The organism is Paenibacillus sp. Y660 (assembly GCF_057221575.1).
Genome location: NZ_JBXBBJ010000041.1, coordinates 1 through 23,632 on the forward strand (window position 1 = coordinate 1; position 23,632 = coordinate 23,632).

A 23,632-nucleotide genomic window follows, 5' to 3' on the forward strand; every position below is an offset into this window, starting at 1 on the left:
TCACAGGTTCGAGTCCTGTTCGGGGAGCCAGATTTGGAGAGATACCCAAGTGGCTCAAGGGGACCCTCTGCTAAGGGGTTAGACTGCGTAAGTGGTGCGAGGGTTCGAATCCCTCTCTCTCCGTCCCATTTTTCAAGGCCCGTTGGTCAAGTGGTTAAGACACCTCCCTTTCACGGAGGTAACAGGGGTTCGAGTCCCCTACGGGTCACCATATTTTTTCATTAACGTCGCGGGGTGGAGCAGCCCGGTAGCTCGTCGGGCTCATAACCCGAAGGCCGCAGGTTCAAATCCTGCCCCCGCAACCAATTAAATTAATGATCTACACATGAATATGCCGTTGTAGCTCAACTGGTAGAGCAACTGACTTGTAATCAGTAGGTTGGGGGTTCAAGTCCTCTCGACGGCACCATTTTTTCCAAGATGCAGCTTGGCCTAGCCAGACAGGCATCACAAACCGCTTTAATCGCTGGACATCATCGATATGCCGTTGTAGCTCAACTGGTAGAGCAACTGACTTGTAATCAGTAGGTTGGGGGTTCAAGTCCTCTCGACGGCACCATTTTCCCAAGATGCAGCTTGGCTTAGCCAGACCAGCATCACAAACCGCCTTTAATAGGTGGACATAATTGATGTGCCGTTGTAGCTCAACTGGTAGAGCAACTGACTTGTAATCAGTAGGTTGGGGGTTCAAGTCCTCTCGACGGCACCATCTTTTCTCGGGACGTAGCTCAGCTTGGTAGAGCACCTGGTTTGGGACCAGGGGGTCGCATGTTCAAATCGTGTCGTCCCGACCATTTTAAATCAATGAAATACATATAAAACCGCTATCTACAAGGTCTAATTGACTTTGGAGAATAGCGGTTTTTTTATGCCCTTTTCGGGAAATATAAACGCAATATGTCGTCGCAGCGTCATATATCAATCGAATAAGGAGGGCATTGCTGTTGAGGCTTATTATGAAGTTCATGGTACTGTTCGCAGTGCTGGCATGGAGCTTATTAACTCCTTCTGCTGCTTTTGGTCAGCCCGGTGCGTATCATTTTGGTTTTAAGAAAAGCGTGGAAGGCCGATTGCCATCTATAGACGAGGAAGGCTTCAAGCCTATTATTACGAAGCATGGCGCGCTGTTTCTTGGAGATACAAGTAAAAAGGAGCTCTTTTTAACATTCGACAACGGGTATGAGAACGGCTTTACTCCTCGAATTCTTGATGTGCTGAAGGAGAAAAATGTGCCTGCTGTTTTTTTCGTTACGGGACATTATGTAAAGGATCAGCCGGAGCTTTTAAAGCGAATGGTTATGGAAGGTCATATCATTGGCAATCACTCTTGGAGCCATCCAGATATGTCGCAGCTGTCGGAGGGCAGTATTAAGACGGAGCTCGACAAGGTGAAGGAGCAGGTAGAGGTCCTTACGGGACAGAAGGAAATGAAATATCTTCGGCCGCCGAGAGGCATTTTTAACGAAAGAGTGCTTGCGGCAAGCAAACAATTCGGCTACATAAACGTATTCTGGTCGGTCGCTTACAAGGACTGGGATGTGAATGCGCAGCGTGGCTCCCAATTCGCTTATAGCGAGGTGGTTAAGCAGCTTCATCCTGGAGCGATCATTTTGCTGCATTCGGTGTCAAAAGACAATACGGAGGCGCTTGGCAGAATTATCGACGAGGCAAGGCGTCAAGGCTACGAGTTCAAAAGCTTGGATCAGCTTGGCGCGAACAATCAATAAAGTAGATTAAAGCGCCTGAAATTGGACAGAAAAACCCGCCTTGCCGCATGAGCTGCAGGGCGGGTTTTGCTCGTTATGCACCGCTTACTTGTTTGGAGAAGAACGTTTTAAGCGCCTTATAAACCTCGCCTTTCTCCTTAATGACCGAGTACATAAATTTTTTGTGGCTAATATGCTTATACGCCGACATCAATGTGCTGCTTCGATTGTATTGGTTGACCTCGCCGTATCCGAACATATTGCTTCGCTCCATAAGCTGTCCGATCAGCTTCACGCAGCGCTCGTTATCCGAGGTAAGATTGTCGCCATCCGAGAAGTGGAACGGGTAAATGTTCCAATTAGAAGTCGGATACCGGCTGTCGATGACCTCGATCGCCTTCTGGTATGCAGAGGAGCAAATGGTGCCACCGCTTTCACCTCGGTTGAAGAACTCCTCCTCCGTGACCTCCTTGGCTTCCGTATGATGCGCGATGAATACGATCTCCACATGCTCATACTTGCGGCGCAGGAAACGAGTCATCCAGAAGAAGAAGCTGCGGGCACAATATTTCTCAAAGGACCCCATGCTTCCTGATGTGTCCATGAGGGCAAGAATAACAGCATTCGATTGCGGCTTTACAATTTCATTCCACGTTTTATAACGAAGATCGTCAGGCGAGATGCCGCCAATGCCGGATTTGCCTGCATTGGCGTTGCGCCGAAGATTTTCGATCAACGTACGTTTTTTGTCAATGTTGGACATAATGCCTTTTTTGCGGATATCGTGAAAAACAATTTCTGTCGTTTGTAATTGATCCTTTTGTTTTTGCTCCAGATTAGGAAGCTCCAGCTCCTCAAAAAGCATATCCTCCAGCTGGTCGATGCTTATCTCGGTATCGACGACGTCCTCGCCTGGCTGATCGCCCGCGTCCTGGCCTTTGCCCGGTCCTTTGGCGGCTTGCGGATCGACCCCCAGCACATCGCCAACCTGTGAATCTCCATCGCCTTGTCCGACGTGCTGCTTCTTGTTGTAGTTGTATATAAAGTGGGATTCGTCGAGACTTTTAATGGGGACTTTGATTGTACGCCTGCCATCGGACAAAACGATGCTTTCGTCGGAAACCAGATCGGGAAGGTTTTGCTTAATTGCTTCGTGTACCTTTTCCTGATGTCGCGCTTGATCCTCATAGCCTTTGCGGTGGAGCGACCAATCCTCACGGGATACAACAAACAGCGGCTCTGACTCCATTTCCCTCACCTCATTCCATTAAATTCACGCTTCAGCAAACAAGATACCTGAAATACGGATTCCTTATTTCTTGTCTGTTACTCAATATATTCAAGAGCGGAGCGGTTATGTGAAGGAAAATTAGTCCATTTCTAGCAATCTACCGAATAGCTTGGTCAGCTCTACTTGACATTATGTCAAATGAATCAACGGAATTTTAACCATTTTGTATAATGTATTTTTTAGTTAGGTCCATTCCATTTCACGATGGATCAGTTTTTTAACAAGCAGCTGGATGTTGCCGTCTCTACCATTTACAACGAATACCATGTCGTGCTTGAAAGCGGCGTGAAGGAAGAGGATTTGTACGTTTATGATTTCGAGGATGCCGGCGTCGGGATGCTGGAGGACACGCTGATCGTGAAGGACGAGTGGCTCAAGAACAACCGCGAGCTGGCTGTCAAAGCGATCAAAGCGACGATGAAGGGCTGGAATTACGCGACTGCGAATCAAGCGGAATCGGTTGATATCGTAATGAGCGCCGTAACGGAGGGAAACACGACGAAGGAGCATCAGACGACGATGCTGATGGAGATGGCGAAGCTAGTGAAGCCGGAAGGGTTCTCTGAGGCGCAGGTAGGGTGGTTTGTCGATGAGGCGGTGCAGCGGACCGTCGATATTGCGTTCAAATATGAGCTTATTAAGAAGGCTCCCGATCTGGCAGCAGCTGTCGACAAAACAATTTTGGAAGATGCGGCCAAGTAGGCGCATACGCTAGTCTATAACGATCGCAGATGGTCTCATCCGCGGTCATTACGACGATATGAGCGGCAGCCGCGAAGGAGGAGAAGCAGTCTATGGGCGTGAATGAGGCAGCAATGAATACGGAAGCAAAGGAAGAGCTGCTCGAGAAGGATCGCAAATATTTATGGCATCATATTTCTCCCCATAATGACAATCCAATGGTAATCGTATCGGGAGAAGGCAGCTGGATTACCGATCTGGATGGGAATCGTTATTTGGATGGCATGTCAGGCTTATGGTGCGTCAATGTTGGTCACGGACGAGCGGAAATAGCAGATGCGGCGGCCGAACAAATGAAGAAGATTGCCTATTCCACGCTCATTCAGTCGCATGTCCCTGCGATAGAGCTGGCTGCCAAGCTGAATGAATGGCTGGAGGGCGAGTATCGCATCTTCTTCTCCAACTCGGGCTCGGACGCGAACGAGGTTGCTTTCAAAATCGGCCGCCAATATCACCATCAGCGGGGGAAGCCTTCCAAGCATAAGTTTATTTCGCGTCACCGTGCTTATCACGGCAACTCCATGGGCGCACTAGGCGCCACGGGGCAAGCGCAGCGCAAGTTGAAGTACGAGCCGCTTGGCGTCGGCTTCACCCATGTGCCTCCCCCGTATTGCTACCGTTGTCCCTTCGGCCAAACGAAGGGGGCCTGCGAGACGCAATGCGCCAAAGCCTACGAGGACGCGATCATTTGGGAGGGACCGGATTCGGTCGCTGGCATCATCGTCGAGCCGGTCATAACGGGCGGCGGTATGATCGTGCCACCGGAAGATTATTTGGCGAAGCTGCGTGCCATTTGCGATAAGCATGACGTGCTGCTCATCGTCGACGAGGTCATTTGCGGCTTCGGCCGTTCGGGCGAGAAGTTTGGGCATCTCAACTTCGGCGTCCGTCCGGATATCGTGACGATGGCGAAAGGGATGACCAGCGCTTATTCCCCCTTATCGGCAACTGCTGTATCGGCTGAAATGTACGAGAGCTTCAAAGAAAGCGGACCGGATAGCCACTTCCGGCATGTGAACACCTTCGGCGGCAATCCCGTCTCCTGCGCAGTAGCGCTGAAAAACATTGAAATTTTGGAGCGGGAAAATCTCGTAAGCCGCTCTGCCTATATAGGCAAAGAGCTGCTGAGCCGGATCAAGCCGCTTAAGGCGCATCCGAATGTCGGTGAAATAAGAATATTTGGCTCGGCGATCGGCATTGAGCTGGTGGAGGATAAACAAACGAAGGAGCCGGCAACTGCTGTGAGAGTAACGTCTATTTTATCTGGGTGCAAGCAAAGAGGGCTTCTCATTAGCAAGAATGGCGATACGGTGCCGGGCTTTATGAATATTTTGACGATTAGTCCGCCTTTATCGACGACGGATGATGAAATCGTATTTATTGCCGATACGCTGCTGGAGGTTTTCGAGAGCTGATGGGAGAGGAGAAGGCAATGATGAAGGAGACAACGATAGCAGGCATTAATGCGAAACGGCTGCACGAGCGCATTTCTGAGCTGGCGCAGATTGGGAAGATCGGAAATACGGGCGTATGCCGCCTTGCACTCTCGAAGGAAGACCTTGCAGGCGTGGAGCTTGTACGGAGCTGGATGATTGAAGCGGGAATGGAAACTCGCATCGATCCGTTCGGCAATTTGATAGGCGTGTTGACAGGAATTGATTCTACAGCGCCGGTCTTAATGCTTGGCTCTCATATTGATTCGCAGCCATATGGCGGTAGGTTTGACGGCGTTATTGGCGTGCTGGGAGCAATAGAGGCGGTTCAGACGATGGTGGAAGCAGGCTTTCAGCCGGCTGCCAATATCGAGGTTGTCGCTTTTTGCGATGAAGAGGGCTGCAGGTTCAACAAAGGATTATTCGGAGTCAGAGGAATGACAGGAAAGCTTGAGGACGGCGAGCTTGATCGGACGGATAAGAACGGGATCACCCGCAGGGAAGCGCTGCTGGCATTTGGCTGCGATCCTGCTGCGTTTGGCAGCTATACGTTCCAAGAAGGCCGGATTGGCGCATTTTTGGAGCTGCATATTGAGCAAGGGCCGGTGCTTGAAGCGCAAGGCGAGCCAATCGGCATCGTAAGCGGCATATCAGGACCCGTCTGGTGGACGGTTGAAATGACGGGCTTCGCAGGGCATGCAGGCTCCGTACCGATGCCGATGCGCCAAGATGCGCTGGTCGGCTGCGCGAAGGTCATCGTTGGTCTCAATGAGCTGGCGTCCCAGGAGTATGGCGCACCAACGGTCGGGACGGTTGGCTCCCTTTCGGTCTTTCCGGATTCACGGAACATTATTCCGGAGAAGGTGAGCTTCACGGTTGACTTTCGGGATATCGATCTCGCTAGAAGAAACGCGCTTGAGGAGCAACTGCTTGCGCTCATAAACGCTGCTTGCCTCGACCATGGCTTAACGTATACGATTCGCGAGGATACGAGGAGCGATCCGCGCTATTGCGCGAGCGAGCTGAGAGCGATAATGCATGAGCAGGCAGCAGAAATGGGAATTGCGCCGCCGGAGCTGATGAGCGGCCCCTTTCATGATTCGCTAACGATGTCTTATGTATGCGATTACGGGATGATTTTTGTCCGCTGCAAGGATGGGATCAGCCACAATCCGAAGGAGTACTCAACACCTGAGGATATCGAGCTTGGAGCGGAGCTGCTCTACCGAACTGCTAGACAGATGAGCATGCAGAAAGGGGAAGCTGGAAGATGACCATCGTAAAGATTGGCTTGATCCAAGCATCAAATGATTTGCATGGCGATGAATCGGTAGAAGCACATAAGCGGACGGCGATTGAGAAGCATATTGGACTTATTCGCGAGGCGGCGGCCAAGCGCGCTCAAATGATTTCGTTGCAGGAAATCTTTTATGGGCCTTATTTCTGCTCCGAGCAGAAGACGAAGTGGTATGCGGCTGCGGAGGAAGTGCCGAACGGGCCAACAACGAAGCTGTTTCAAGAGCTGGCGAAAGAGCTTGGCGTCGTCAGGATCAAGACGAGGTCATCATTGGCGAGATCGATAAGGAGCTCATTCGCTAGGTCAGGGACGTATGGCAATTTTACCGCGACCGCAGGCCGGAGACGTATGACAATATCGTGAGCTTATAAGGAGGGAATGGACATGAGCATGACGGTTAATGCGGCGTTTATTCCAGTTGATTCGCTGAGGCGCAATTTTGCCGAGGCGAAGGCGGGGATGCGGCCGAAGGAAGCGATTGAGGAATCAAATCGATGTCTGTACTGCTATGATGCGCCTTGCATCCAGGCATGCCCGACCGGCATCAACATCCCTTCTTTTATCAAAAAAATTGCATCAGGCAATATGAAAGGGTCGGCGCGCGCCATTATGGAGGCGAATCCGGTCGGCGCTACCTGCTCAAGAGTTTGCCCGACGGAGGAGCTGTGCGAGGGCGCTTGCGTGCTGAATCACTCATCCAAGCCGATCATGATCGGCAATTTGCAGCGTTATGCGACGGATTGGGCGATCAAGAATGAGCAAAATCTGTTCGCAGCCGGTCAAAGCAACGGCAAGTCTGTCGCGATTATCGGCGGCGGTCCAGCCGGGCTGTCCGCGGCGCGTGAGCTTGCGAGATTCGGCTTCGCCGTCACGATATTCGAAGCGAAGGAGCAGGCTGGAGGGCTCGATACGTACGGCATCGTATCGTTCCGTTTGCCGCAAAGCATATCGCTTTGGGAAGTCGAGCAGGTAAGGAAGCTCGGCGTCGATATTCGGACGAATACGAGGGTTGGCGTCGATGTCCAAGTCGCTGATCTGCTTGATCAATATGATGCGATTGTACTGGCGATCGGCATGTCCAAGGTGCCGAATCTTGGCATCGAGGGCGAGCAGCTAACAGGCGTATACGATGCAATTGATTTTGTAGAAGCGACTAAGACAGAGCTTTCGACTGATTTCATCGGCAAGCGCATTGCCGTTATCGGAGCGGGAAATACCGCAATTGATGCTGCAACCTGTTCGGTGAGACTCGGAGCGGCAAACGTGAAGATGGTCTACCGCAGGACGAGAGAGGAAATGACCGCTTACGATTTTGAGTTTGAATTCGCGAAGCAGGATGGCGTGGAGTTTGTTTGGCTGAGCGCGCCAAGCAAAATTATCGGTGATGCGGACGGCAATGTCAAAGCGCTTGAATGCGTGGCGATGAGGCTTGAAGCAGTAGGCGATGGCGGCAGAAAAAGACCGGTTCCCATAGAAGGCGCAACCTTCGAGCTAGAGGTGGATGCGGTCATTAAGGCGATTGGGCAGACGCGGTACATGCCTTTGATTGAGCAGCTTGGCGTCGACCATAAGCGCGGCATCGTAACGGTGAATACCGAGACGTATCAAACCTCCAATCCCCGGATCTATGCGGCAGGAGACGTTATTTTTGGCGAAGGCCAAGGCGAAGCGATGGTCGTTTCCGCTGCACAGCAGGGCAAGCTGGCCGCTTCTTCCATTTACAATACGCTAATCGCGAGGAGGGAACGTTATGGCTGATCTTCGTATTCAAATGGCAGGCATATCTTCGCCAAATCCATTCTGGCTTGCATCCGCTCCGCCAACGAATACCGGCTACCAGGTGCAGCGCGCATTTGAAGCGGGCTGGGGCGGTGCCGTGTGGAAGACGCTTGGCGATCCGATCATCAACACATCGTCTCGTTTTGCCGCTGTTCATTTCAATGGACAGCGCGTGGCGGGCTTCAACAATATTGAGCTCATATCCGATCGGCCGCTTGAGATCAATCTGAAGGAAATATATGAAACGAAAAAAAGGTTTCCTGGCCATGCGGTCGTCGTTTCGTTGATGGTCGAGCCAAAGCGCGAGAAATGGCATGAAATTGTAAAAAAGGTCGAGGATATCGGCGTAGACGGGCTGGAGCTGAACTTCGGCTGTCCGCACGGCATGGCCGAACGGGGGATGGGGGCGGCATCAGGACAGCAGCCGGATCTGGTTGAGATGCAGACGATGTGGGCCAAGGAGGCTGCGCGAACGCCGGTCATCGTCAAGCTTACGCCGAATATTACCGATATCACGGCAACAGCCAAAGCCGCTGTCCGCGGCGGAGCGGATGCGATATCGCTCATCAATACGATCAACTCGCTTGCGGGCGTAGATATCGACACATGGAATACGATTCCGCATGTTGGCGGCAAAGGCGCGCATGGCGGCTATTGCGGGCCAGCCGTTAAGCCAATCGCGCTGAATATGGTTGCCGAATGTGCGCGCAATCCGTTAATCGGCGTTCCGATCTCCGGCATCGGCGGCATTTCGAGCTGGCGTGATGCGGTTGAGTTTTTGCTGATGGGCTCGACTGGGGTGCAGGTGTGCACGGCTGCGATGCATCATGGCTTCAGTATCGTTGAGGATATGATCGACGGCTTGAACAATTATTTGGATGATAAGGGATTAAAATCCATCACTGAGCTGATCGGCAAATCGGTAGATCGTTACTCGGACTGGGGCAATCTCGACTTGAATTATGCGGTAGTTGCGCGAATTGAGCAAGAGACATGCATTGTGTGCAACAAATGCCATATTGCATGCGAGGATACCTCACATCAGTGCATTGAGCGGCATACGGACGAAAATGGCGCAGCGTATCTCATGGTTCGCGAGGAGGATTGCGTAGGCTGCAATCTTTGCTCGATCGTTTGTCCGGTGGAGGGCGCGATATCGATGATAGAGGTGCCCGCCACGGAGCTGCCTCTTAGCTGGAATCAGCGGCAGGCGGCAATCGCGGCGCTAGGGAAAGGCAAGGAAGATAGCGATTCAGATAAAGAGGAGGCGGTGTAGCATGACGGCGAGGCTCATTAAAAATGGGACGATTGTAACGGCGGCTGACACGTATAAAGCCGATGTACTTATTAAGGATGGCATTATCGCCAAAATCGGGTTTGACTTAACTGGCGAGGCGGATGAAATAATCGATGCGGCAGGCAAATATGTGTTTCCTGGCGGCATTGATCCGCATACCCATCTTGAAATGCCGTTTGGCGGGACGGTTACGGCTGACGATTTTGCGACTGGCACTAGAGCGGCAGCATATGGCGGCACGACAACAATCGTCGATTTCTGCTTAACGACGAAGGGGAAGCCGCTGAGCGAATCGATTGCTGCGTGGCATAACAAGTCGAATGGAAAAGCGGTTATCGATTACGGCTTTCATCTGATGATCGGTGAAATAAACGATGAAGTGCTGGCGGAGCTTCCGGCGATTGTCAAGGAAGAGGGCATTACATCCTTGAAGGTATTCATGGCGTACAAAAACGTATTTCAGGCGGATGACGGTACACTGTTTCGGACGCTTCTCGCTGCCAAGGAGCTTGGCGCGATGGTCATGGTGCATGCGGAAAATGGCGACGTTATCGATTTCCTCATTCAGAAAGCACTCGCGGAAGGAAATACCGACCCGATTTATCACGCGCTCACAAGGCCTTCCATTGTTGAAGGGGAAGCTACCGGACGCGCGGCGAAGCTGGCGGAGCTCGCTGGTGCAAGACTTTACGTTGTACACGTAACCTGCGCGGAGGCTGTGCAGCAAATTGCGGAAGCAAGAAATAAAGGCGTCGATATTTGGGGCGAGACCTGCCCGCAATATTTGGTGCTCGATCAGTCTCATTTGGAGAAGCCGGATTTTGAAGGAGCCAAATATGTATGGTCGCCGCCGCTTCGTGAACCATTCCATCAGGAGGTGCTTTGGAATGCGCTGAAGAGCGGTCAATTGCAAACGCTCGGCTCGGATCATTGCTCCTTTAACTTTGACGGGCAAAAGGATCTTGGACTTGGCGATTTCAGCAAAATTCCGAATGGCGGCCCCGTCATTGAGGACCGCTTCTCGCTCTTTTACTCGGAAGGGGTTAACAAAGGGCGAATTACGCTCAATCAATTCGTTGATATCGTATCGACTCGAAATGCGAAGCTGTTCGGTCTGTTCCCGCAGAAGGGGACGATTGCCGTGGGCAGCGATGCGGATATCGTCATCTTCGATCCGTTAGCCGAGCGTACGCTCTCCGTGAAGACGCATCATATGAACGTGGACTATAATCCGTTTGAAGGGATGCAGGTGACCGGCGTTCCGGTAAGCGTGTTGTCGCGCGGCGAATTTGTCATTCAGGAGCAGCAATTCGTGGGCAGCTATGGGGCGGGACGTTACTTGAAACGTACGCCATATACAGCGGCAGTTGGCGAAGCAGTACCTGCAACCGCATCCGCATCCGCATCCACACCCGCATCAAAGGTGATTCAATAGCGATGAAGGAGGGGGATTGGCATGTCCGCTTATGAGCAATATGCAGAAGAGAAAAACAAAATCGATGCGTATATCAGCCAGCAATATGTCATTTCTGGCATTACAGAAGGTTTGAGCGGCGACCTGCTGGAGTTTAAGCATCCCGGCGGGGACCATGCGACGCTGCTCGTGAAGACGGCGGATGCCCGGAAATATTTTGTCAATCTGCTCCTTAAGCAGTCAGGCAGCTCCTAATCGATTGGGCATGCACATATTCGTAAGCCCGGAGCGCGAGCTCGATCGTTAGCCGTTTTTCTTGCTCCTTCCTGATGCAGCTCCGTCTTTTGCAGCCTGTGGATGGCTCGCATGAGGCGCTCCTTGAATTTGATGGCGCTCAGTTGGTCAAGCACGATGAATACGATATGGTCATGCAGCGGCAGGAGCAGGAAGCCTTCTCCTTCAAAAATAGCGCGCGCGACCATATTTTTCTGAATAAGCAGATTGCCATCGTCCTTACCGGTCCAAGTCTTGGATGGATCGCCAAAATCAAAAAGGCATACTGCTACGCCCGTTAGCTTGGCAGTTGGCCGAAGCGGGCGAAAGTAGTCTTGCACCTCATTTGTCGAATGCTTGCCGCTTAGCCAATCAACCGACCAGAGGTCATCCTTATGGCGGCGCCGCTCTTCCATATACTTGGTTCGCATCATTTCCTGGGCAATGGCCGTTGCTGCGCGATCCAACGCTAAAATTTGAAATTCGCTCAGCTCCAGCTTGCTCTGCAGCAGTAAATCGGCGAATAGGTGGTCAAGCGCTAATATCGGACGATAGGCGACCATTCGCTGCGGCTCGGCGAACATTTTGCCATAAATCCACTGTTCATAAAAGCTGTCGGCTTTGGCTCTTGGCATATGCGGGATAAAATGCGGCTCAGCGCCATGCGGGAAGAAGGCAACCTGCGCGCCGTTCGTTTGGTGAAGCAGCCGAAGAAGAGACATCATGCCCTTGCCGGAGAGCAGCAGCTGATTTAGCTCGGTAGACAATGTCTCAAGCTCGGATACCATGCGATGATGCTGATGAATGAAGTGGGCGTGAAGATCCTGCGTAATATCGATATAACGGACCTCTTCGTGGAAAAAAATGAGGGGGAAGCTCTCGCGTATCGCGAGCTCCTTCATCTTATCAAACGGCTGCTTGGTGTAGAGGCCAAGCTCAATGCATAGGCCCGATGCGCCGCTGCCGATAAGCTGCTGTAGAAACAATAAGCTGAGCGCTTCATCATCATGTCAGACGATGCCGGTGCACAGGATAAGCTCATGACCGTTTAATAGATGGCCGACTTGGGTTGCTTCCATAATATGAACCCATTTTACGATGCGGTTCAGCGCCTCCTCGCTGGCGAAGGCTTCCGCCCCATTTGTTTACGTATCTCCATCTGGCTGCCGAGCCGGAGCTGACGGAGGCGCTAGTCCGGCATAAGGTAACGGCGATTGCGTATGAGACGGTGCAGCTAGCCGGCGGGCAATTGCCGCTGCTGACGCCCATGAGCGACTGCCGGAAGAATGGCGGCGCAGCTTGGCGCTCAGTTTCTGGAGAAAACGAATGGCGGAAAAGGGCTGCTACTGGGAGGCGTACCCGGCGTCCGAAAGGGGCGTGTAGCGATCATTGGTGGCGGTGTTGTCGGAACTGGGGCGGCACAAATCGCGATTGGGCTTGGTGCTGACGTCACGATTCTCGATACGGATGCGAGCAGGCTCCGCTACTTGGATGAACGGTTCGGCGGCAAGGCGCATACGCTCGCTTCGACGAAGCTGCAGCTGGCCGAAGCCGTTGCCGCCTCGGATCTCGTCATCGGAGCGGTGCTCATTCCAGGCGCGCGTGCGCCAAAGCTGGTTGCAGAGGAGGCTGTTCGGGCGATGGGAAGCGGCTCGGTCATCCTCGATGTGGCGATTGATCAAGGCGGCATCTTCGAGACGATCGACCGGATTACGACGCATGCGGCGCCGGTGTTCGAGAAGCACGGCGTATTGCATTATGCCGTAGCCAATATGCCTGGAGCGGTGCCGGAGACAGCGACCGCGGCGCTTACGAACGCAACGATGCCCTATGTGCTTGCGCTTGCGAATCTTGGCCTGAAGGATGCGGTGAGCGCTTATCCCGCACTGCGCAGCGGCATTAATACGCTGTCTCGCTGCGTGACGTACGCCGCCGTTGCCAAAGCCCATGACATGAGGCATACGGAGCTGAATGAATGCTTATCGTCTATATCTGCTTAACAGAAGTGTCCTCAAACGAACAAGCCCCGAAATCAAGTGGAGAACATTGATTTCGGGGCTTGTTTGCTTACGCTTAGACTTAGAATTTGAATTCGTTTAGCGCTATAATACTTGATTAACACGCCTCAGCTTGCGGAATAGCACTAGCGAGGTAGCGGCACAGAGCAGCGCGCATAGGCCAATGAACAAATAGCCGGCTTGCAGCCCTGCGATTAGGCTTGCTTGTGCATCTCCGCTGCCGGCAAACAGCCGCTTCGTCCAGTCTGTAATAGCGCCTATCAATAGGTTGCCGATCACGCTGGCGATGCCCATCAACGTTACAGTAAACGTGATGGCGGTATCGGCGTTGTTAGGATAGCGCTTAGCCAGCAGCGCCATTACGGTCGGATAGATAGGTGCGATACCGACGCCGGCTAAAGCAAATAGAAAAGCGCCAGGCTCGCCTATCACAATCGCTCCTATCGAGCATAGACCGGAGAAAGCCGATAGGAGGATAAGTGATTTCGTATAGCCGATTTTGTCGATGACGGGTCCAAGGACAAGCCGCGCAAGCATGAAGCAGAAGAAAAACGCGGAAAGCATTTTGGCCGACGCATCGCCGCTCCAGCCATAAGCTTTCTCGAGAAAGTTTACGAGCCAGCCGCCGACGGCAAGCTCGGATATAACGCCGAAAGACAGCACCGCGACGATGAGCCACGCCATTTTATCACGTGCAAATTCCTTCAATGAGATTCGTTCTTCATGCCGCTCTTCATCGCCTGAATACCGTGCGAAAAGTCCAGGCAGCATCGGCAGTATCGAAAGAGCAAGCATCAGCATATACATCCCGCGCCAGCCGAGTGCGGAGCCGAATATATCTACACCCATTAATGATGCAGCGATAATTGGCGCGAAGGTCGAGCTTAGTCCATAAAAGAAGTGCGCGAGGTTCATCATTGTGCCCGTATTTTTGATAAAGATGCGAGCTGCCAGTATGGCGAGACCGATTTCGAGTATCCCGTTGCCGACATACATAAGGAAATACGCAGAAGAAAGAGATGTATAGTTGGCTGCAAAATATATGCACACACCCGATAACGCCATGGAGCCAAAAGCTAGTGCGAGCGTCAGCTTCATGCCTGCCTTGCGAGTAAGCCAGCCGGTAAAGCTGCACGCAAGCAGATAGCCGAGGGAGTTAAACGCAAGCAGAATGCCGACCTGCAGCTCGTCAAGCTTTAAATCAGCCTGCATCCTTGGGAGAGCAGGTCCTTTAATATTTTCTGAGAAGCCAAAAACGAGAAAACCGCCAAAAACGACGATGAGCAGCAGGATGTAGTTTTTGGATAAAGTGGAAGTTAAGCGAGACACGGTTTGTTGACCTCCATAATAGTGACTATAATGATAAAAGCAATTGATAGACGATAAGGCTGTTTTTAACTTTAACGCCAATCCTCGTGCAGCGCAAGACTTGAGGCTGAGGAGAATGCAGTAAACGATGCGTTGTGCCGGCACGAATGGTAATATAAATGATAGAATGATAGGCTGGCTTTTTGATGAGCTAGGAAGGGAGTTTTGGGACGAATGAAGCTATTTCATACCGCGGACTGGCATTTAGGCAAGCTTGTTCAAGGCGTATATATGACGGAAGACCAGCGTTATGTGCTGCAGCAGCTGCTGCAAGCGATTGAAACGGAGCGGCCGGATGCCGTTATTATTGCAGGTGATCTCTATGATCGCGCAGTGCCGCCGACTGAAGCGGTTGAACTGCTCGACGAGCTGTTAGCACATATCGTCATTGATTTAAATACGCCGGTGCTGGCGATTTCAGGCAATCATGACAGCCCCGACCGCATTAATTTTGGTACAAAATTGATGGAAAAGAGAGGTCTTTATCTCGTTGGACAGCTGAAGCAGGATTTAATGCCTGTTGTGCTGCACGATACATATGGAGAGGTGCATTTCCATCTTGTTCCATACGTTGATCCCGCTCAAGCTCGTTATCAGCTAGGGGATGATTCGATACGTACCCATGATGATGCGATGCGCGTCATTACAGAGAAGTTTACGGCGAGCATGAATCCAAATGCTAGACATGTGTTCATCGGGCATGCCTTCGTGACGGCAACAGGGGAGCCGGAGCTTAATACGAGCGACTCAGAACGGCCCTTGTCGGTTGGCGGAGCCGAGCATGTGAGTGCGGCTTATTTTGAGAAGTTTCATTATACGGCGCTCGGCCATTTGCATCAGGCGCATTTCGTTAAGGACAATACGATAAGATATGCCGGATCGCCGCTCAAATATTCGATTTCTGAGGAAAACCATGTCAAAGGGTATCTCGTAATTGAGCTGGATGAGGCAGGCGGCGCAGCGATTGAGAAGCGAGAGCTTCAGCCGCTGCGCAATATGCGCCGGGTAGCTGCTTCGATAGAAGAGCTGGAGAAGCATCCGGTCAATGAGGATTATGTATTCGTAACGCTGCTTAATGACAATCCCGTTCTTTTCCCGATGGAGAAGGTGCGTGCAGTCTATCCGAATGCGCTTCACGTCGACCGTCGCCAAGCGCTCAGCATGAGCGCGGATGGCGCAGCGGAAGCGGGGAGCAGCACGGGAAGACGAGAAGCCGATCCGGTTGAGCTCTTTGCCGCCTTTTATCATGAGGTCAAAGGACAGCCGCTTACGGACGCCAAAAAAGCGTTGTTTGCAGATACGTATGCAGAGCTTCTGCGCGAGGAAGGAGGGGCGCTATGAGACCGATTAAGCTAACCATGACTGCTTTCGGGTCCTATCGCGATACGGAAACGATCGATTTCAGCCTGCTCGAGGATCGCCGTTTGTTCGTTATTTCGGGGAATACGGGTGCTGGAAAAACGTCCATATTCGATGCGATTTGCTTCGCCTTCTATGGAACGGCAAGCGGCGAGGACCGCTCGGACCCGCGAATGCTGCGGAGCCATTTTGCAGCTGAGGATACGCATACGGCCGTCATTTTTGATTTTGCAGTAGGCCGCAGAAACTATTCGGTCATTAGACAAATGCCTCATCGCAAGGGTGGAAACAAAAGCGAAACGGGCGGCAAAGCCGAATTATATGAAACGACTAGCGGCGAGGCGATTCCGGCGGTGGATCGGTTTATACTCTCCGACGTGAATGCGAAGCTCGAGCAAATTATTGGGCTGACGAAGGAGCAATTCAGCCAGATCGTCATGCTGCCGCAGGGTGAATTTCGCAGGCTGCTGACGTCAGATACGGATAACAAGGAAGAAATTTTACGGCGGATTTTTCGCACGGAGCTTTATGAACGGCTGGAGAGCCGTTTTCAATTGAAAAATCGCAGCTTGCAGGACCAGCTCAAGGAAGCAAAAGCGACGATGAATGTTTATATGAAGCAAGTGCAGGAGGCGCTCCCGGAACGGGCGGATAGCGAGCTCTCCCGCGTATTACAGCAGGAAATATATAGTCCAACGCAGATGACGGAAGCGCTTGAGCTTGAGTTTGACTTCTATAGAAAGCTGGCAGATCAAGCGGCGGCGCAGAAGGAAGCGCTGGCGGCTCAGCTTGAATCACAGGAAGCCCAGCTGCGTTCAGCAATTACGCTTAACAGCAAGCATGAGGAATATGATCGAAAGCGGGTGCAGCAGGAGCAACTGGATGCAAAGAAGGCTGATTATGCGGTGAAGGAGCAGCAGCTTGCGCTTGCAGAGAAGGCGTCGCAATTGGCGCCGTATATGGAGCAGGCCGAGCGGGCAAGCGCTGATGCGATTGTGAGGCGGAATCAGCTTGCTGCAAGGCAAGACGAGCTGCTGACAGCCGAGCGCGAGCAAGCGCTAGCTGCCGAGCGTTACGCGGCAGAGGAACAGCGCGAGGAGGAGCGGCGCGAAGCCGAGCGCGAGCTGAGCAGTCTAACAGAGATGGTGCCGATAGTAAAGACGCTGGCAAGCCAGAAGCTGGCGATTGACAAGCTGATCCAAACGGAGAAGAGCTCCAGCGATAAGCTGCAGGCAGGTGAGGCCGCGCTTGCGCAGCTTCGTGATGCGAAGCAAGCTTCACAGCTTAAGGTCAAACAAATTGAACAGGATACGGTTGAATTGACCGATATGCAGGACAAGCTGCGTTTGATCGAGCAGCAAGGGAAGCAGCTCAAGCGTTTAGTAGATGTAGAGAAGGAAATGTCACGTATTGCCCAGCATGAGAGGGAGTTCGCGGAGTCGCTTGCCAAAGCCAAGCAGGAGCATGAGCAGCTTGAGACATCTTGGATCGAGGGGCAAGCTGCGCTGCTTGCTGCCCATCTGCATAATGGCAAGCCATGTCCCGTATGCGGAAGCGAGGAGCATCCGGGTAAGGCGGTTACAACCGCTGAGGTGCCATCGCGGGAGCGGCTGCAGGAGGCGAAGGCGCAGCTAAGCGCCGTGGAGCGCGAATGGCTGGAAGCACGCGCGCAAATGGCGGCAGCAAGTGCGAACCTCGAGGAAGGCGCCAGAGAGCTGGCGGAGTTCGGTTTGCAGGCTGTTGCGCTGGAGGAGCAAAGAACGCAGCTGCAGCAGCAATGGCGCGCTCTAAAGGAGCAAACGGATAAGCTGTCGCTTCAGGCCAAGCAGTTGCCGGAGCTCAAGCTGCAAATCGAGCAGCAGGAGCAGCTTCTTGAGCAGCAGCTTCAGGCCAAGGAGCAGCTTCAGCAGGAGATGCAGCGGCTTAGCATTGAGCGAGCATCGCAGCAATCAGCGATGCAGAAGGAGCTGGAGCGTATTCCGGATTCGCTGCGTTCGCCGGATAAGCTGAATGCCAAGCTGAATGAACAGCAAGCTGTCACCAGCCGCTTGAGTGCTGCGTGGAAGGCTGTTCAGGAGCAGCTTCAAAACATGACCGCAAAGCTGGCTGAGCAGAAGGCATACGCGGTTCAGGCCGTGCTTCAGCAAGAGGAGGCAGAGAGCAATAAGCTGCTTGCCGAGCAGCGGCTGATCGAGGAGCTTGCGAAGGCAGGCTTTGGAACGGTTCAGCAATATCGTGAAGCAGCATTGACTGAAGAAGCAAGGGAGCTGCTTCGAGACGATATTTCAGCTTATCGAACGGCAGTTTCATTGTTGACGCAGCAGATCGTGGAGCTGCAGGCTGAGCTTGTTGGAAAGCCTAAAGTCGATATTGTGCTGCTGAAGGGTCAGCTGGACGCATTGAAGCTGCAACTGGAGCAGATGATTGCGGCCGCTCAAACCGCTCTTCGTACTGCTCAAGCAGCACAGCGCCTGTCAGCTTCAATCAGAGGGGCAAATGAGCAGGTGAAGAGCCTTGAGGCGAAGCTTGAGGAAGTTATGGACATATTCCAAATGCTAAAGGGGGATAACGCGCTCAAAATATCGTTCGAGCGTTATATTCTAATCGAATTTTTGGAGCAAATTCTGTTCGCCGCCAACGCTCGTCTTCGCGATCTGTCGAATGGGCAATTCTCCTTGCAGAGAAGCGATCGCCTCGAAAATCGAGGAAAGCAAAGCGGTCTTGGACTCGATGTCTATGACTCCTATACGGGGCAAAACCGCGATGTGAAGACGCTATCCGGCGGCGAGAAGTTTAACGCCTCGCTTTGCCTCGCGCTTGGAATGACGGATGTTATCCAGTCTCATCTAGGCGGAGTGACGATTGAAATGATGTTCATTGACGAGGGCTTCGGTTCGTTAGACGAGGAGTCGCTGCAGAAAGCCATTGCGGCGCTCGTCGATCTCCAGAAGGCGGGCAGAATGATCGGCGTTATCTCTCATGTGCAGGAGCTGAAAGATGCATTCCCTGCTTGCCTTGAAGTCAACAAAACGAAGGAAGGCTTCAGCCGTACGAAAATAACAGTGAAATAATAATCATCTGACTTCGGTTGAAATAAATAATGTCTGCTTCATGCTCCGCAAAGGAGGCTGAAGCAGACTGGCTTAACACAGTGGATTTAGGTTAGTTATGTAACGTTAGCAGCAATTGCTGCAGCACCTGCAAAAAACAATCCAATTCCGCCAACAAAAACGAGAACATTCAGCACAATGCCAATTACGCTGAATAATTTGCGGCGTTTGCTCGAAAAGGCGCCGATGATAGCCAAAATAAGACCTACAAGCGAGATTAAGCCTGCGCCAAAGATGCAGAAGATGGCTATTACCATAGAAGCGAGAACCTCTGGTCCCAGCTCTTCGATAGACGCTTGAAAAGCGGCTGAATCCGCAGACGGATCAGGCAGAGTGGTGCTCCCGATTTGATCAGCGAACGACGATCCTGATACAATAGCAATAATAAGCAAAACGACTGAAATTAAACCGATGATGAAGGATGCAATACCAAGTCCAGATTGCTTCTTTGGACCTTCTAATGTGGAAGGCTCGTTAGAGAAGACTGGTCTTGAAGCAAAAGGGTCGTTCTCGGGTGGAAGGTTAGTTCCATTGCTGAGGTCATTTTCCAAAATTATCATCTCCTTTACTAATTACGGTAAAATTATACACAAATTTGAAAGGATTGAAAACAACATGTTTCCTAAATATTTTGTAATTGGCGCCATTAATGCCGCGCTTGCGATCGCGCTCGGCGCATTCGGTGCTCACGGATTAGAAAAACAGTTGACTGAGCATTACCTAGAAGTTTTCGAAACGGGTGTAAGATATCATATGTACAGCGCTTTAGGATTAATGCTGATTGCATTATTCGCTAAGCAAATTGGCGCAAGCAAGCTAGTATTGAACGGGGGGCGGCTTATTGTAGCCGGAACCGTACTCTTTAGCGGAAGCCTCTATGTACTTGCAGTCAGCGGCTTTAGCAAGCTAGGCATCATTACCCCTTTTGGCGGCGTTGCTATTCTTGCAGGCTGGGCATGTGTTATCGTTGCAGCATTAAAAAAATCATAAAATGAAATTGAAAAAAATGTCATATTTCGAGTTGCCGACATAATATACTGTAATGTAACAAAGAAACAGATTACTTTAGTAAATATTTCTATACCAGATCGATTACATCGTTTATAATAAAGCGAACACTCACTTGACTCGAAAAAGAGGAAGGAGGTTTGTGCGTGACGAAACGGATGGATGGTTTTCCTGAAAGCAACAAGCGACTTAAGCTCAAGCAATCAACGAGCGGACCTTTGATTATAAGCTGCCTGCTTGCAGCTCTTGCATCGGTTTGGATCGTGGTAGCTTTATTGTTGATCTCTAATCCGATGTACAAGTGGACGGCTACAGCCATCGCTGCATCGTTACTCGTAACCGCAATAATTGTTTATATAAAACGCAATGAGTCGATCAGTTTTCAAAACTATCATACGGCCATCGTAGAAACCTTGCTTCGTTCCGATGCGGTACCGCTTGCTATATTGAATAGAAGCGGCATCATTATGGAGATGAACGAGGCGTCTAGCCGTACGCTTGGCTATCAGCGCTCCGAGCTTTTAGGGGAGCCGATATCTCGGATAGTCGAGCCCGGCAGCCGCCAGTCGCTGCTTGATTCGCTGGGGCATGCTTGGCTTGGAGAAACGAAGCAGACGAACATTAATATCACGCATGGCTCCGGGTTTCCTTTAGAGCTTCAAGTGACCTGCTCTCCGATGCTGCAGGATAATGAGGTTATCGGCACCGTTTTGATCAGTCAGGATTTAAGCGACCGAAAACGGAACGTTGAACGGATTCGCTACATGGCCTATTACGATGATATGACAGGCTTGCCGAATCGGACATTGTTTCAGATGAAGCTGACTGAGACGCTGGTTAGGGCTAAGGAAGAAGAACGGGTAGTCGGCATCTGTTATCTGGATCTGGACCGATTTAAGCTCGTCAATGCATCCTTTGGGCGCGAATTTGGCGATATTCTTCTTATGCAGGTTGCCGAGCGTTTAAATAGAAACCTTTCCGACAACGATTTTGCCGCTCGCATGGAAGGTGATGAATACGCTTTATTGTATTGCAATGTAAAGTCTGAGAAGCATTTGCTTGAGCTGTCGAAGCAGCTGCTTAAATCGATTGAAGAGCCATATGAGCTAAGCGGTTTTCCTTTACATATTACAGCGAGCATTGGTTCAGTTACGAACAGCAACGAGGATGACGACAGCTACGCGCTAATCAAGAAAGCCGATATGGCGCTTGTTAAGGTGAAGGAAAGCGGTAAAAATGATTGTCTGCTCTATTCGGAGAGCTGGAGCAATTCATCGTTTGAACGCCTTACGCTGCAGCATGAAATGTACCGGGCCATACAGCGCAATGAATTTATTTTACATTATCAGCCGCAATATGATTTGGTTTCTGGAACGATGGTTGGAGTAGAGGCGCTAGTACGATGGAATCACCCGCTCAAAGGGATGATACCGCCAGGTGACTTTATTCCTCTAGCGGAAGAAAGCGGGATGATCGTTCAGATTGGCGACTGGGTGCTTGAAGAGGCATGCCGTCAGAACAAAGCTTGGCAAGACGCAGGGCTGCCGCCAATTCCGGTATCTGTCAACTTGTCCATTAGACAATTCGTTCAAAATGATCTAGCAAGCAAAGTATTTGCCGTGCTGGAGAAAACAGGCATGGATGCTAAATATTTGGATCTGGAAATAACGGAGTCGATGACGATGGATGTTAGCCATGTGTCTCGATGCTTGCTGGATTTAACCGACCTCGGCGTCAATATTAGCGTGGATGATTTTGGCACTGGCTATAGTTCATTTCATTATTTAAAAAACTTTCCGATTGACCGTTTGAAAATTGATCGATCCTTCGTTCGGGATATTCAGCAGGATCCAAACGATGCGGAGATCGTTGCAGCCATTATCGCAATGGCACATAATTTGAACATACAGGTCATTGCTGAAGGCGTGGAGACAGAAGGCCAGATGGAGTTTTTGAGAAAGCACAAATGCGATGAAATGCAGGGCTACTTCTGGAGTCCACCTGTAACGAGCGACAGTATCGAACTCATGCTTACACCCGGAAACATATAAAAACCGTTCCTAGACTGCTATTAGACAGTCATTCGAACGGTTTTTTTAATGCGTGCTAATAGGAGAAATCTTCAATTTCATTTAAACGGAACGTATAAACCTGCTTTTCGTCTACATGATAGACTGTAATGATATATTCGGCTTCATCCATATTAATGATTCTGCAAGGTATGCTGAGCTTGATGCCAAGCCCTTTGTTTACGATCAGCCTGATCAAAGTGTTGTTTTTCATGATTGCTCTTATTTTGTCAAAATAGCTTAAAGTCTCGAAGGAAGGCGGGTCAGGCTTGTCTACGTCTTTTGGATAGGATTTCACTTCGTTGCTGTCAGCTTGAACAGGGATGTCTTGTGTGATTGCTGCGTTCTGCTTCCGCTCATCAATGATCATACCGAGCTTAATGCCCGATAATATGCGAAAATCGACGTATTCCGATTGATTTAACGTATGAAGAAGTGTCTCTAACGCCGCAGCATCATTTTTTCCTTCAACAAGCACCTCAATATTGAAAACAAATGATGACTGATTAAGGGATGAGGGATGTTTTTCCATAGGACCTCCGGTCGAGTTGGTATAGTACTAATATACCACTAAATTAGCCGTTCATATAGTCATTTTAATGAGCATTTATCCAACACTGTAAAAAAATTTCTGCATATAATGATGATGCAATGCCTCTTATTCATGAACCGAAGGGGGTGGATCCTATATGATGCGAATGGTTCCTTTTACACTGGAGAATGGGGAAACAGTTCTTGGCGTTGAAGTGAAGCTGCCCAAAACAACTTTGCTCGCCATTATGACGGACAAAGGATATATTATGTGCGGTGCGCTTAGTATATGGTGAAATTAGGAGTATTGGAATCTCCCTCTATATCTCCATAAACCCAATAAGGACAAGCTTTCATTGATTTTTTCAAACGCGACACATTCCAAAAGATTCAATTACATTTCCCTATTTCTTCCAGAATTCTGCTATGTATTTAATCTATAAGATCAAATTCTCCTAAAAATACTACAACGGTTATAATTATTTTAGGTTCACGGTTCATCTTCTTTGTCATTTTGTCCTCACCTTTACTTGCTTTGAGCTGGGACTGATTTCCATATCGCCCGCGCAACTCAGCCGCATTGGATCGCGCTCATCGCCTTCTGTTTGCTTTTGCTCGTGAAGCTAGAGACGAAAGTCGAGCACACGCTGTTGCAACTGAGCAGATGGTTGACGAAATTACGTGGCAGCCCTACGACCAGTGGCTGCAACGGATGAAGCAAAAGCCGAGTCGAGAATCAAAAGGAAGGCGACGAAAAGAAGCGATCGTCTAAATTACAAACCGCCTAAACACTTGAATTTGCAAATTACTTTAATCCTGAATTTCGAAAGTCCATAGTAATGAGCCTTAATACACGATGTCATAGGGGACTACTTCCAAAAATGTAAGTGGAAATGATGAATCGGCAGGTATTGCTAGATTTTAGCATACACCATCCC

The 23,632-nt window shown here is 50.7% G+C and carries 16 protein-coding genes, 7 tRNA genes and 4 pseudogenes; 22 read left to right on the forward strand and 5 right to left on the reverse strand.

Annotated features, from left to right (window positions below):
• Positions 1-35 precede the first annotated feature (35 nt).
• From AC2TDN_RS24825 to pdaA, 8 genes are all read left to right on the forward strand, one after another.
• Positions 36-123: transfer RNA gene (locus tag AC2TDN_RS24825), tRNA-Ser, on the forward strand.
• A 13-nt stretch (positions 124-136) separates the two neighbouring features.
• A tRNA-Glu gene (locus tag AC2TDN_RS24830) sits at positions 137-211 on the forward strand.
• A 17-nt stretch (positions 212-228) separates the two neighbouring features.
• Positions 229-305: transfer RNA gene (locus AC2TDN_RS24835), tRNA-Met, on the forward strand.
• Positions 306-333: 28 nt separating this feature from the next.
• A tRNA-Thr gene (locus AC2TDN_RS24840) sits at positions 334-409 on the forward strand.
• Between the two features lie 74 nt (positions 410-483).
• Positions 484-559, forward strand: a tRNA-Thr gene (locus AC2TDN_RS24845).
• Positions 560-633: 74 nt separating this feature from the next.
• Positions 634-709: transfer RNA gene (locus AC2TDN_RS24850), tRNA-Thr, on the forward strand.
• A gap of 8 nt (positions 710-717) precedes the next feature.
• Positions 718-794 (forward strand) — tRNA-Pro (locus AC2TDN_RS24855).
• A gap of 132 nt (positions 795-926) precedes the next feature.
• On the forward strand, positions 927-1,727 hold the full coding sequence (gene pdaA / locus AC2TDN_RS24860; protein WP_484690546.1) for a delta-lactam-biosynthetic de-N-acetylase: 801 nt from the start codon (positions 927-929) through the stop codon (positions 1,725-1,727).
• Between the two features lie 73 nt (positions 1,728-1,800).
• On the opposite strand, the gene yhbH is transcribed toward pdaA, so the two are convergent.
• Positions 1,801-2,955 carry a sporulation protein YhbH gene (gene yhbH, locus AC2TDN_RS24865; protein WP_053377346.1) on the reverse strand — a complete coding sequence of 385 codons (1,155 nt, stop codon included), beginning with the start codon at positions 2,953-2,955 and terminating at the stop codon, positions 1,801-1,803.
• 246 nt (positions 2,956-3,201) lie between these two features.
• On the opposite strand from yhbH, the gene AC2TDN_RS24870 reads away from it, so the two are divergent.
• The 8 genes and pseudogenes from AC2TDN_RS24870 to AC2TDN_RS24905 all read left to right on the forward strand — a co-directional run bounded on the left by AC2TDN_RS24870 (position 3,202) and on the right by AC2TDN_RS24905 (position 11,213).
• Positions 3,202-3,699, forward strand: a complete 498-nt coding sequence (locus AC2TDN_RS24870) for an ABC transporter substrate-binding protein (protein WP_484690536.1) — start codon at positions 3,202-3,204, stop codon at positions 3,697-3,699.
• Positions 3,700-3,791: 92 nt separating this feature from the next.
• Positions 3,792-5,153, forward strand: a complete 1,362-nt coding sequence (locus AC2TDN_RS24875) for an aminotransferase (RefSeq protein WP_484690537.1) — start codon at positions 3,792-3,794, stop codon at positions 5,151-5,153.
• A 17-nt stretch (positions 5,154-5,170) separates the two neighbouring features.
• Positions 5,171-6,445, forward strand: coding sequence for a M20 family metallo-hydrolase (locus AC2TDN_RS24880; protein WP_484690538.1), 1,275 nt, complete (start codon positions 5,171-5,173; stop codon positions 6,443-6,445).
• Positions 6,442-6,717 (forward strand): annotated as a pseudogene (locus AC2TDN_RS24885) (nitrilase-related carbon-nitrogen hydrolase); the annotation flags it as partial. The gene AC2TDN_RS24880 and the pseudogene AC2TDN_RS24885, both read left to right, overlap by 4 nt.
• A 141-nt stretch (positions 6,718-6,858) precedes the next feature.
• A complete protein-coding gene (locus AC2TDN_RS24890; protein ID WP_484690547.1) occupies positions 6,859-8,226 on the forward strand; it encodes an NAD(P)-dependent oxidoreductase in 1,368 nt (455 codons plus the stop codon).
• A complete protein-coding gene (preA, locus tag AC2TDN_RS24895) occupies positions 8,219-9,523 on the forward strand; it encodes an NAD-dependent dihydropyrimidine dehydrogenase subunit PreA (RefSeq protein ID WP_484690539.1) in 1,305 nt (434 codons plus the stop codon). The genes AC2TDN_RS24890 and preA overlap by 8 nt, the downstream gene beginning before the upstream one ends.
• Position 9,524: 1 nt before the next feature.
• Complete coding sequence (gene hydA / locus AC2TDN_RS24900) at positions 9,525-10,979, forward strand: dihydropyrimidinase (RefSeq protein WP_484690540.1); 1,455 nt, start codon at positions 9,525-9,527, stop codon at positions 10,977-10,979.
• Between the two features lie 21 nt (positions 10,980-11,000).
• On the forward strand, positions 11,001-11,213 hold the full coding sequence (locus AC2TDN_RS24905; protein WP_484690541.1) for a hypothetical protein: 213 nt from the start codon (positions 11,001-11,003) through the stop codon (positions 11,211-11,213).
• On the opposite strand, the pseudogene AC2TDN_RS24910 reads toward AC2TDN_RS24905, so the two are convergent.
• A pseudogene (locus tag AC2TDN_RS24910) lies at positions 11,210-12,310 on the reverse strand (PucR family transcriptional regulator ligand-binding domain-containing protein). The gene AC2TDN_RS24905 and the pseudogene AC2TDN_RS24910 overlap by 4 nt on opposite strands.
• Positions 12,311-12,372: 62 nt before the next feature.
• On the opposite strand from AC2TDN_RS24910, the pseudogene ald reads away from it, so the two are divergent.
• Positions 12,373-13,231, forward strand: a pseudogene (ald, locus tag AC2TDN_RS24915) (alanine dehydrogenase); the annotation flags it as partial.
• A gap of 102 nt (positions 13,232-13,333) precedes the next feature.
• Here the strand turns inward: ald and AC2TDN_RS24920 are convergent.
• Positions 13,334-14,578, reverse strand: a complete 1,245-nt coding sequence (locus tag AC2TDN_RS24920) for an MFS transporter (protein WP_482069572.1) — start codon at positions 14,576-14,578, stop codon at positions 13,334-13,336.
• Between the two features lie 213 nt (positions 14,579-14,791).
• Between AC2TDN_RS24920 and AC2TDN_RS24925 the strand changes: the two genes are divergently transcribed.
• Both AC2TDN_RS24925 and AC2TDN_RS24930 read left to right on the forward strand, forming a co-directional pair.
• Positions 14,792-15,958 carry an exonuclease SbcCD subunit D gene (locus AC2TDN_RS24925; RefSeq protein WP_484690542.1) on the forward strand — a complete coding sequence of 389 codons (1,167 nt, stop codon included), beginning with the start codon at positions 14,792-14,794 and terminating at the stop codon, positions 15,956-15,958.
• Entirely contained in the window at positions 15,955-19,047 is a 3,093-nt protein-coding gene (locus AC2TDN_RS24930; RefSeq protein WP_484690543.1) for an AAA family ATPase, read from the forward strand. Before AC2TDN_RS24925 ends, AC2TDN_RS24930 begins: the two co-directional genes overlap by 4 nt.
• A 95-nt stretch (positions 19,048-19,142) precedes the next feature.
• Here the strand turns inward: AC2TDN_RS24930 and AC2TDN_RS24935 are convergent, their stop codons facing one another.
• Positions 19,143-19,637, reverse strand: coding sequence for a hypothetical protein (locus AC2TDN_RS24935; RefSeq protein WP_484690544.1), 495 nt, complete (start codon positions 19,635-19,637; stop codon positions 19,143-19,145).
• A 64-nt stretch (positions 19,638-19,701) separates the two neighbouring features.
• Here AC2TDN_RS24935 and AC2TDN_RS24940 point away from each other — a divergent pair, with 64 nt between their 5' ends.
• Both AC2TDN_RS24940 and AC2TDN_RS24945 read left to right on the forward strand, forming a co-directional pair.
• Positions 19,702-20,076 (forward strand): DUF423 domain-containing protein, encoded by a 375-nt coding sequence (locus tag AC2TDN_RS24940; RefSeq protein ID WP_482069576.1) that lies wholly within the window; start codon positions 19,702-19,704, stop codon positions 20,074-20,076.
• A gap of 164 nt (positions 20,077-20,240) precedes the next feature.
• Positions 20,241-22,145, forward strand: coding sequence for a putative bifunctional diguanylate cyclase/phosphodiesterase (locus tag AC2TDN_RS24945; protein ID WP_482069577.1), 1,905 nt, complete (start codon positions 20,241-20,243; stop codon positions 22,143-22,145).
• Between the two features lie 55 nt (positions 22,146-22,200).
• On the opposite strand, the gene AC2TDN_RS24950 is transcribed toward AC2TDN_RS24945, so the two are convergent.
• On the reverse strand, positions 22,201-22,695 hold the full coding sequence (locus AC2TDN_RS24950; RefSeq protein ID WP_484690545.1) for a hypothetical protein: 495 nt from the start codon (positions 22,693-22,695) through the stop codon (positions 22,201-22,203).
• A 157-nt stretch (positions 22,696-22,852) separates the two neighbouring features.
• Here AC2TDN_RS24950 and AC2TDN_RS24955 point away from each other — a divergent pair.
• Positions 22,853-22,984 (forward strand): annotated as a pseudogene (locus AC2TDN_RS24955) (YunC family protein); the annotation flags it as partial.
• Between the last annotated feature and the right edge of the window lie 648 nt (positions 22,985-23,632).

What these genes read in the sequence shown, in the direction of transcription:
- yhbH (WP_053377346.1), bottom strand. Translation starts at nt 2,955, where the DNA reads ATGGAGTCAGAGCCGCTGTTTGTTGTATCCCGTGAGGATTGGTCGCTC.
- AC2TDN_RS24870 (WP_484690536.1), top strand. Translation starts at nt 3,202, where the DNA reads ATGGATCAGTTTTTTAACAAGCAGCTGGATGTTGCCGTCTCTACCATT.
- AC2TDN_RS24875 (WP_484690537.1), top strand. Translation starts at nt 3,792, where the DNA reads ATGGGCGTGAATGAGGCAGCAATGAATACGGAAGCAAAGGAAGAGCTG.
- AC2TDN_RS24880 (WP_484690538.1), top strand. Translation starts at nt 5,171, where the DNA reads ATGATGAAGGAGACAACGATAGCAGGCATTAATGCGAAACGGCTGCAC.
- AC2TDN_RS24890 (WP_484690547.1), top strand. Translation starts at nt 6,859, where the DNA reads ATGACGGTTAATGCGGCGTTTATTCCAGTTGATTCGCTGAGGCGCAAT.
- preA (WP_484690539.1), top strand. Translation starts at nt 8,219, where the DNA reads ATGGCTGATCTTCGTATTCAAATGGCAGGCATATCTTCGCCAAATCCA.
- hydA (WP_484690540.1), top strand. Translation starts at nt 9,525, where the DNA reads ATGACGGCGAGGCTCATTAAAAATGGGACGATTGTAACGGCGGCTGAC.
- AC2TDN_RS24905 (WP_484690541.1), top strand. Translation starts at nt 11,001, where the DNA reads ATGTCCGCTTATGAGCAATATGCAGAAGAGAAAAACAAAATCGATGCG.
- AC2TDN_RS24925 (WP_484690542.1), top strand. Translation starts at nt 14,792, where the DNA reads ATGAAGCTATTTCATACCGCGGACTGGCATTTAGGCAAGCTTGTTCAA.
- AC2TDN_RS24930 (WP_484690543.1), top strand. Translation starts at nt 15,955, where the DNA reads ATGAGACCGATTAAGCTAACCATGACTGCTTTCGGGTCCTATCGCGAT.
- AC2TDN_RS24940 (WP_482069576.1), top strand. Translation starts at nt 19,702, where the DNA reads ATGTTTCCTAAATATTTTGTAATTGGCGCCATTAATGCCGCGCTTGCG.
- AC2TDN_RS24950 (WP_484690545.1), bottom strand. Translation starts at nt 22,695, where the DNA reads ATGGAAAAACATCCCTCATCCCTTAATCAGTCATCATTTGTTTTCAAT.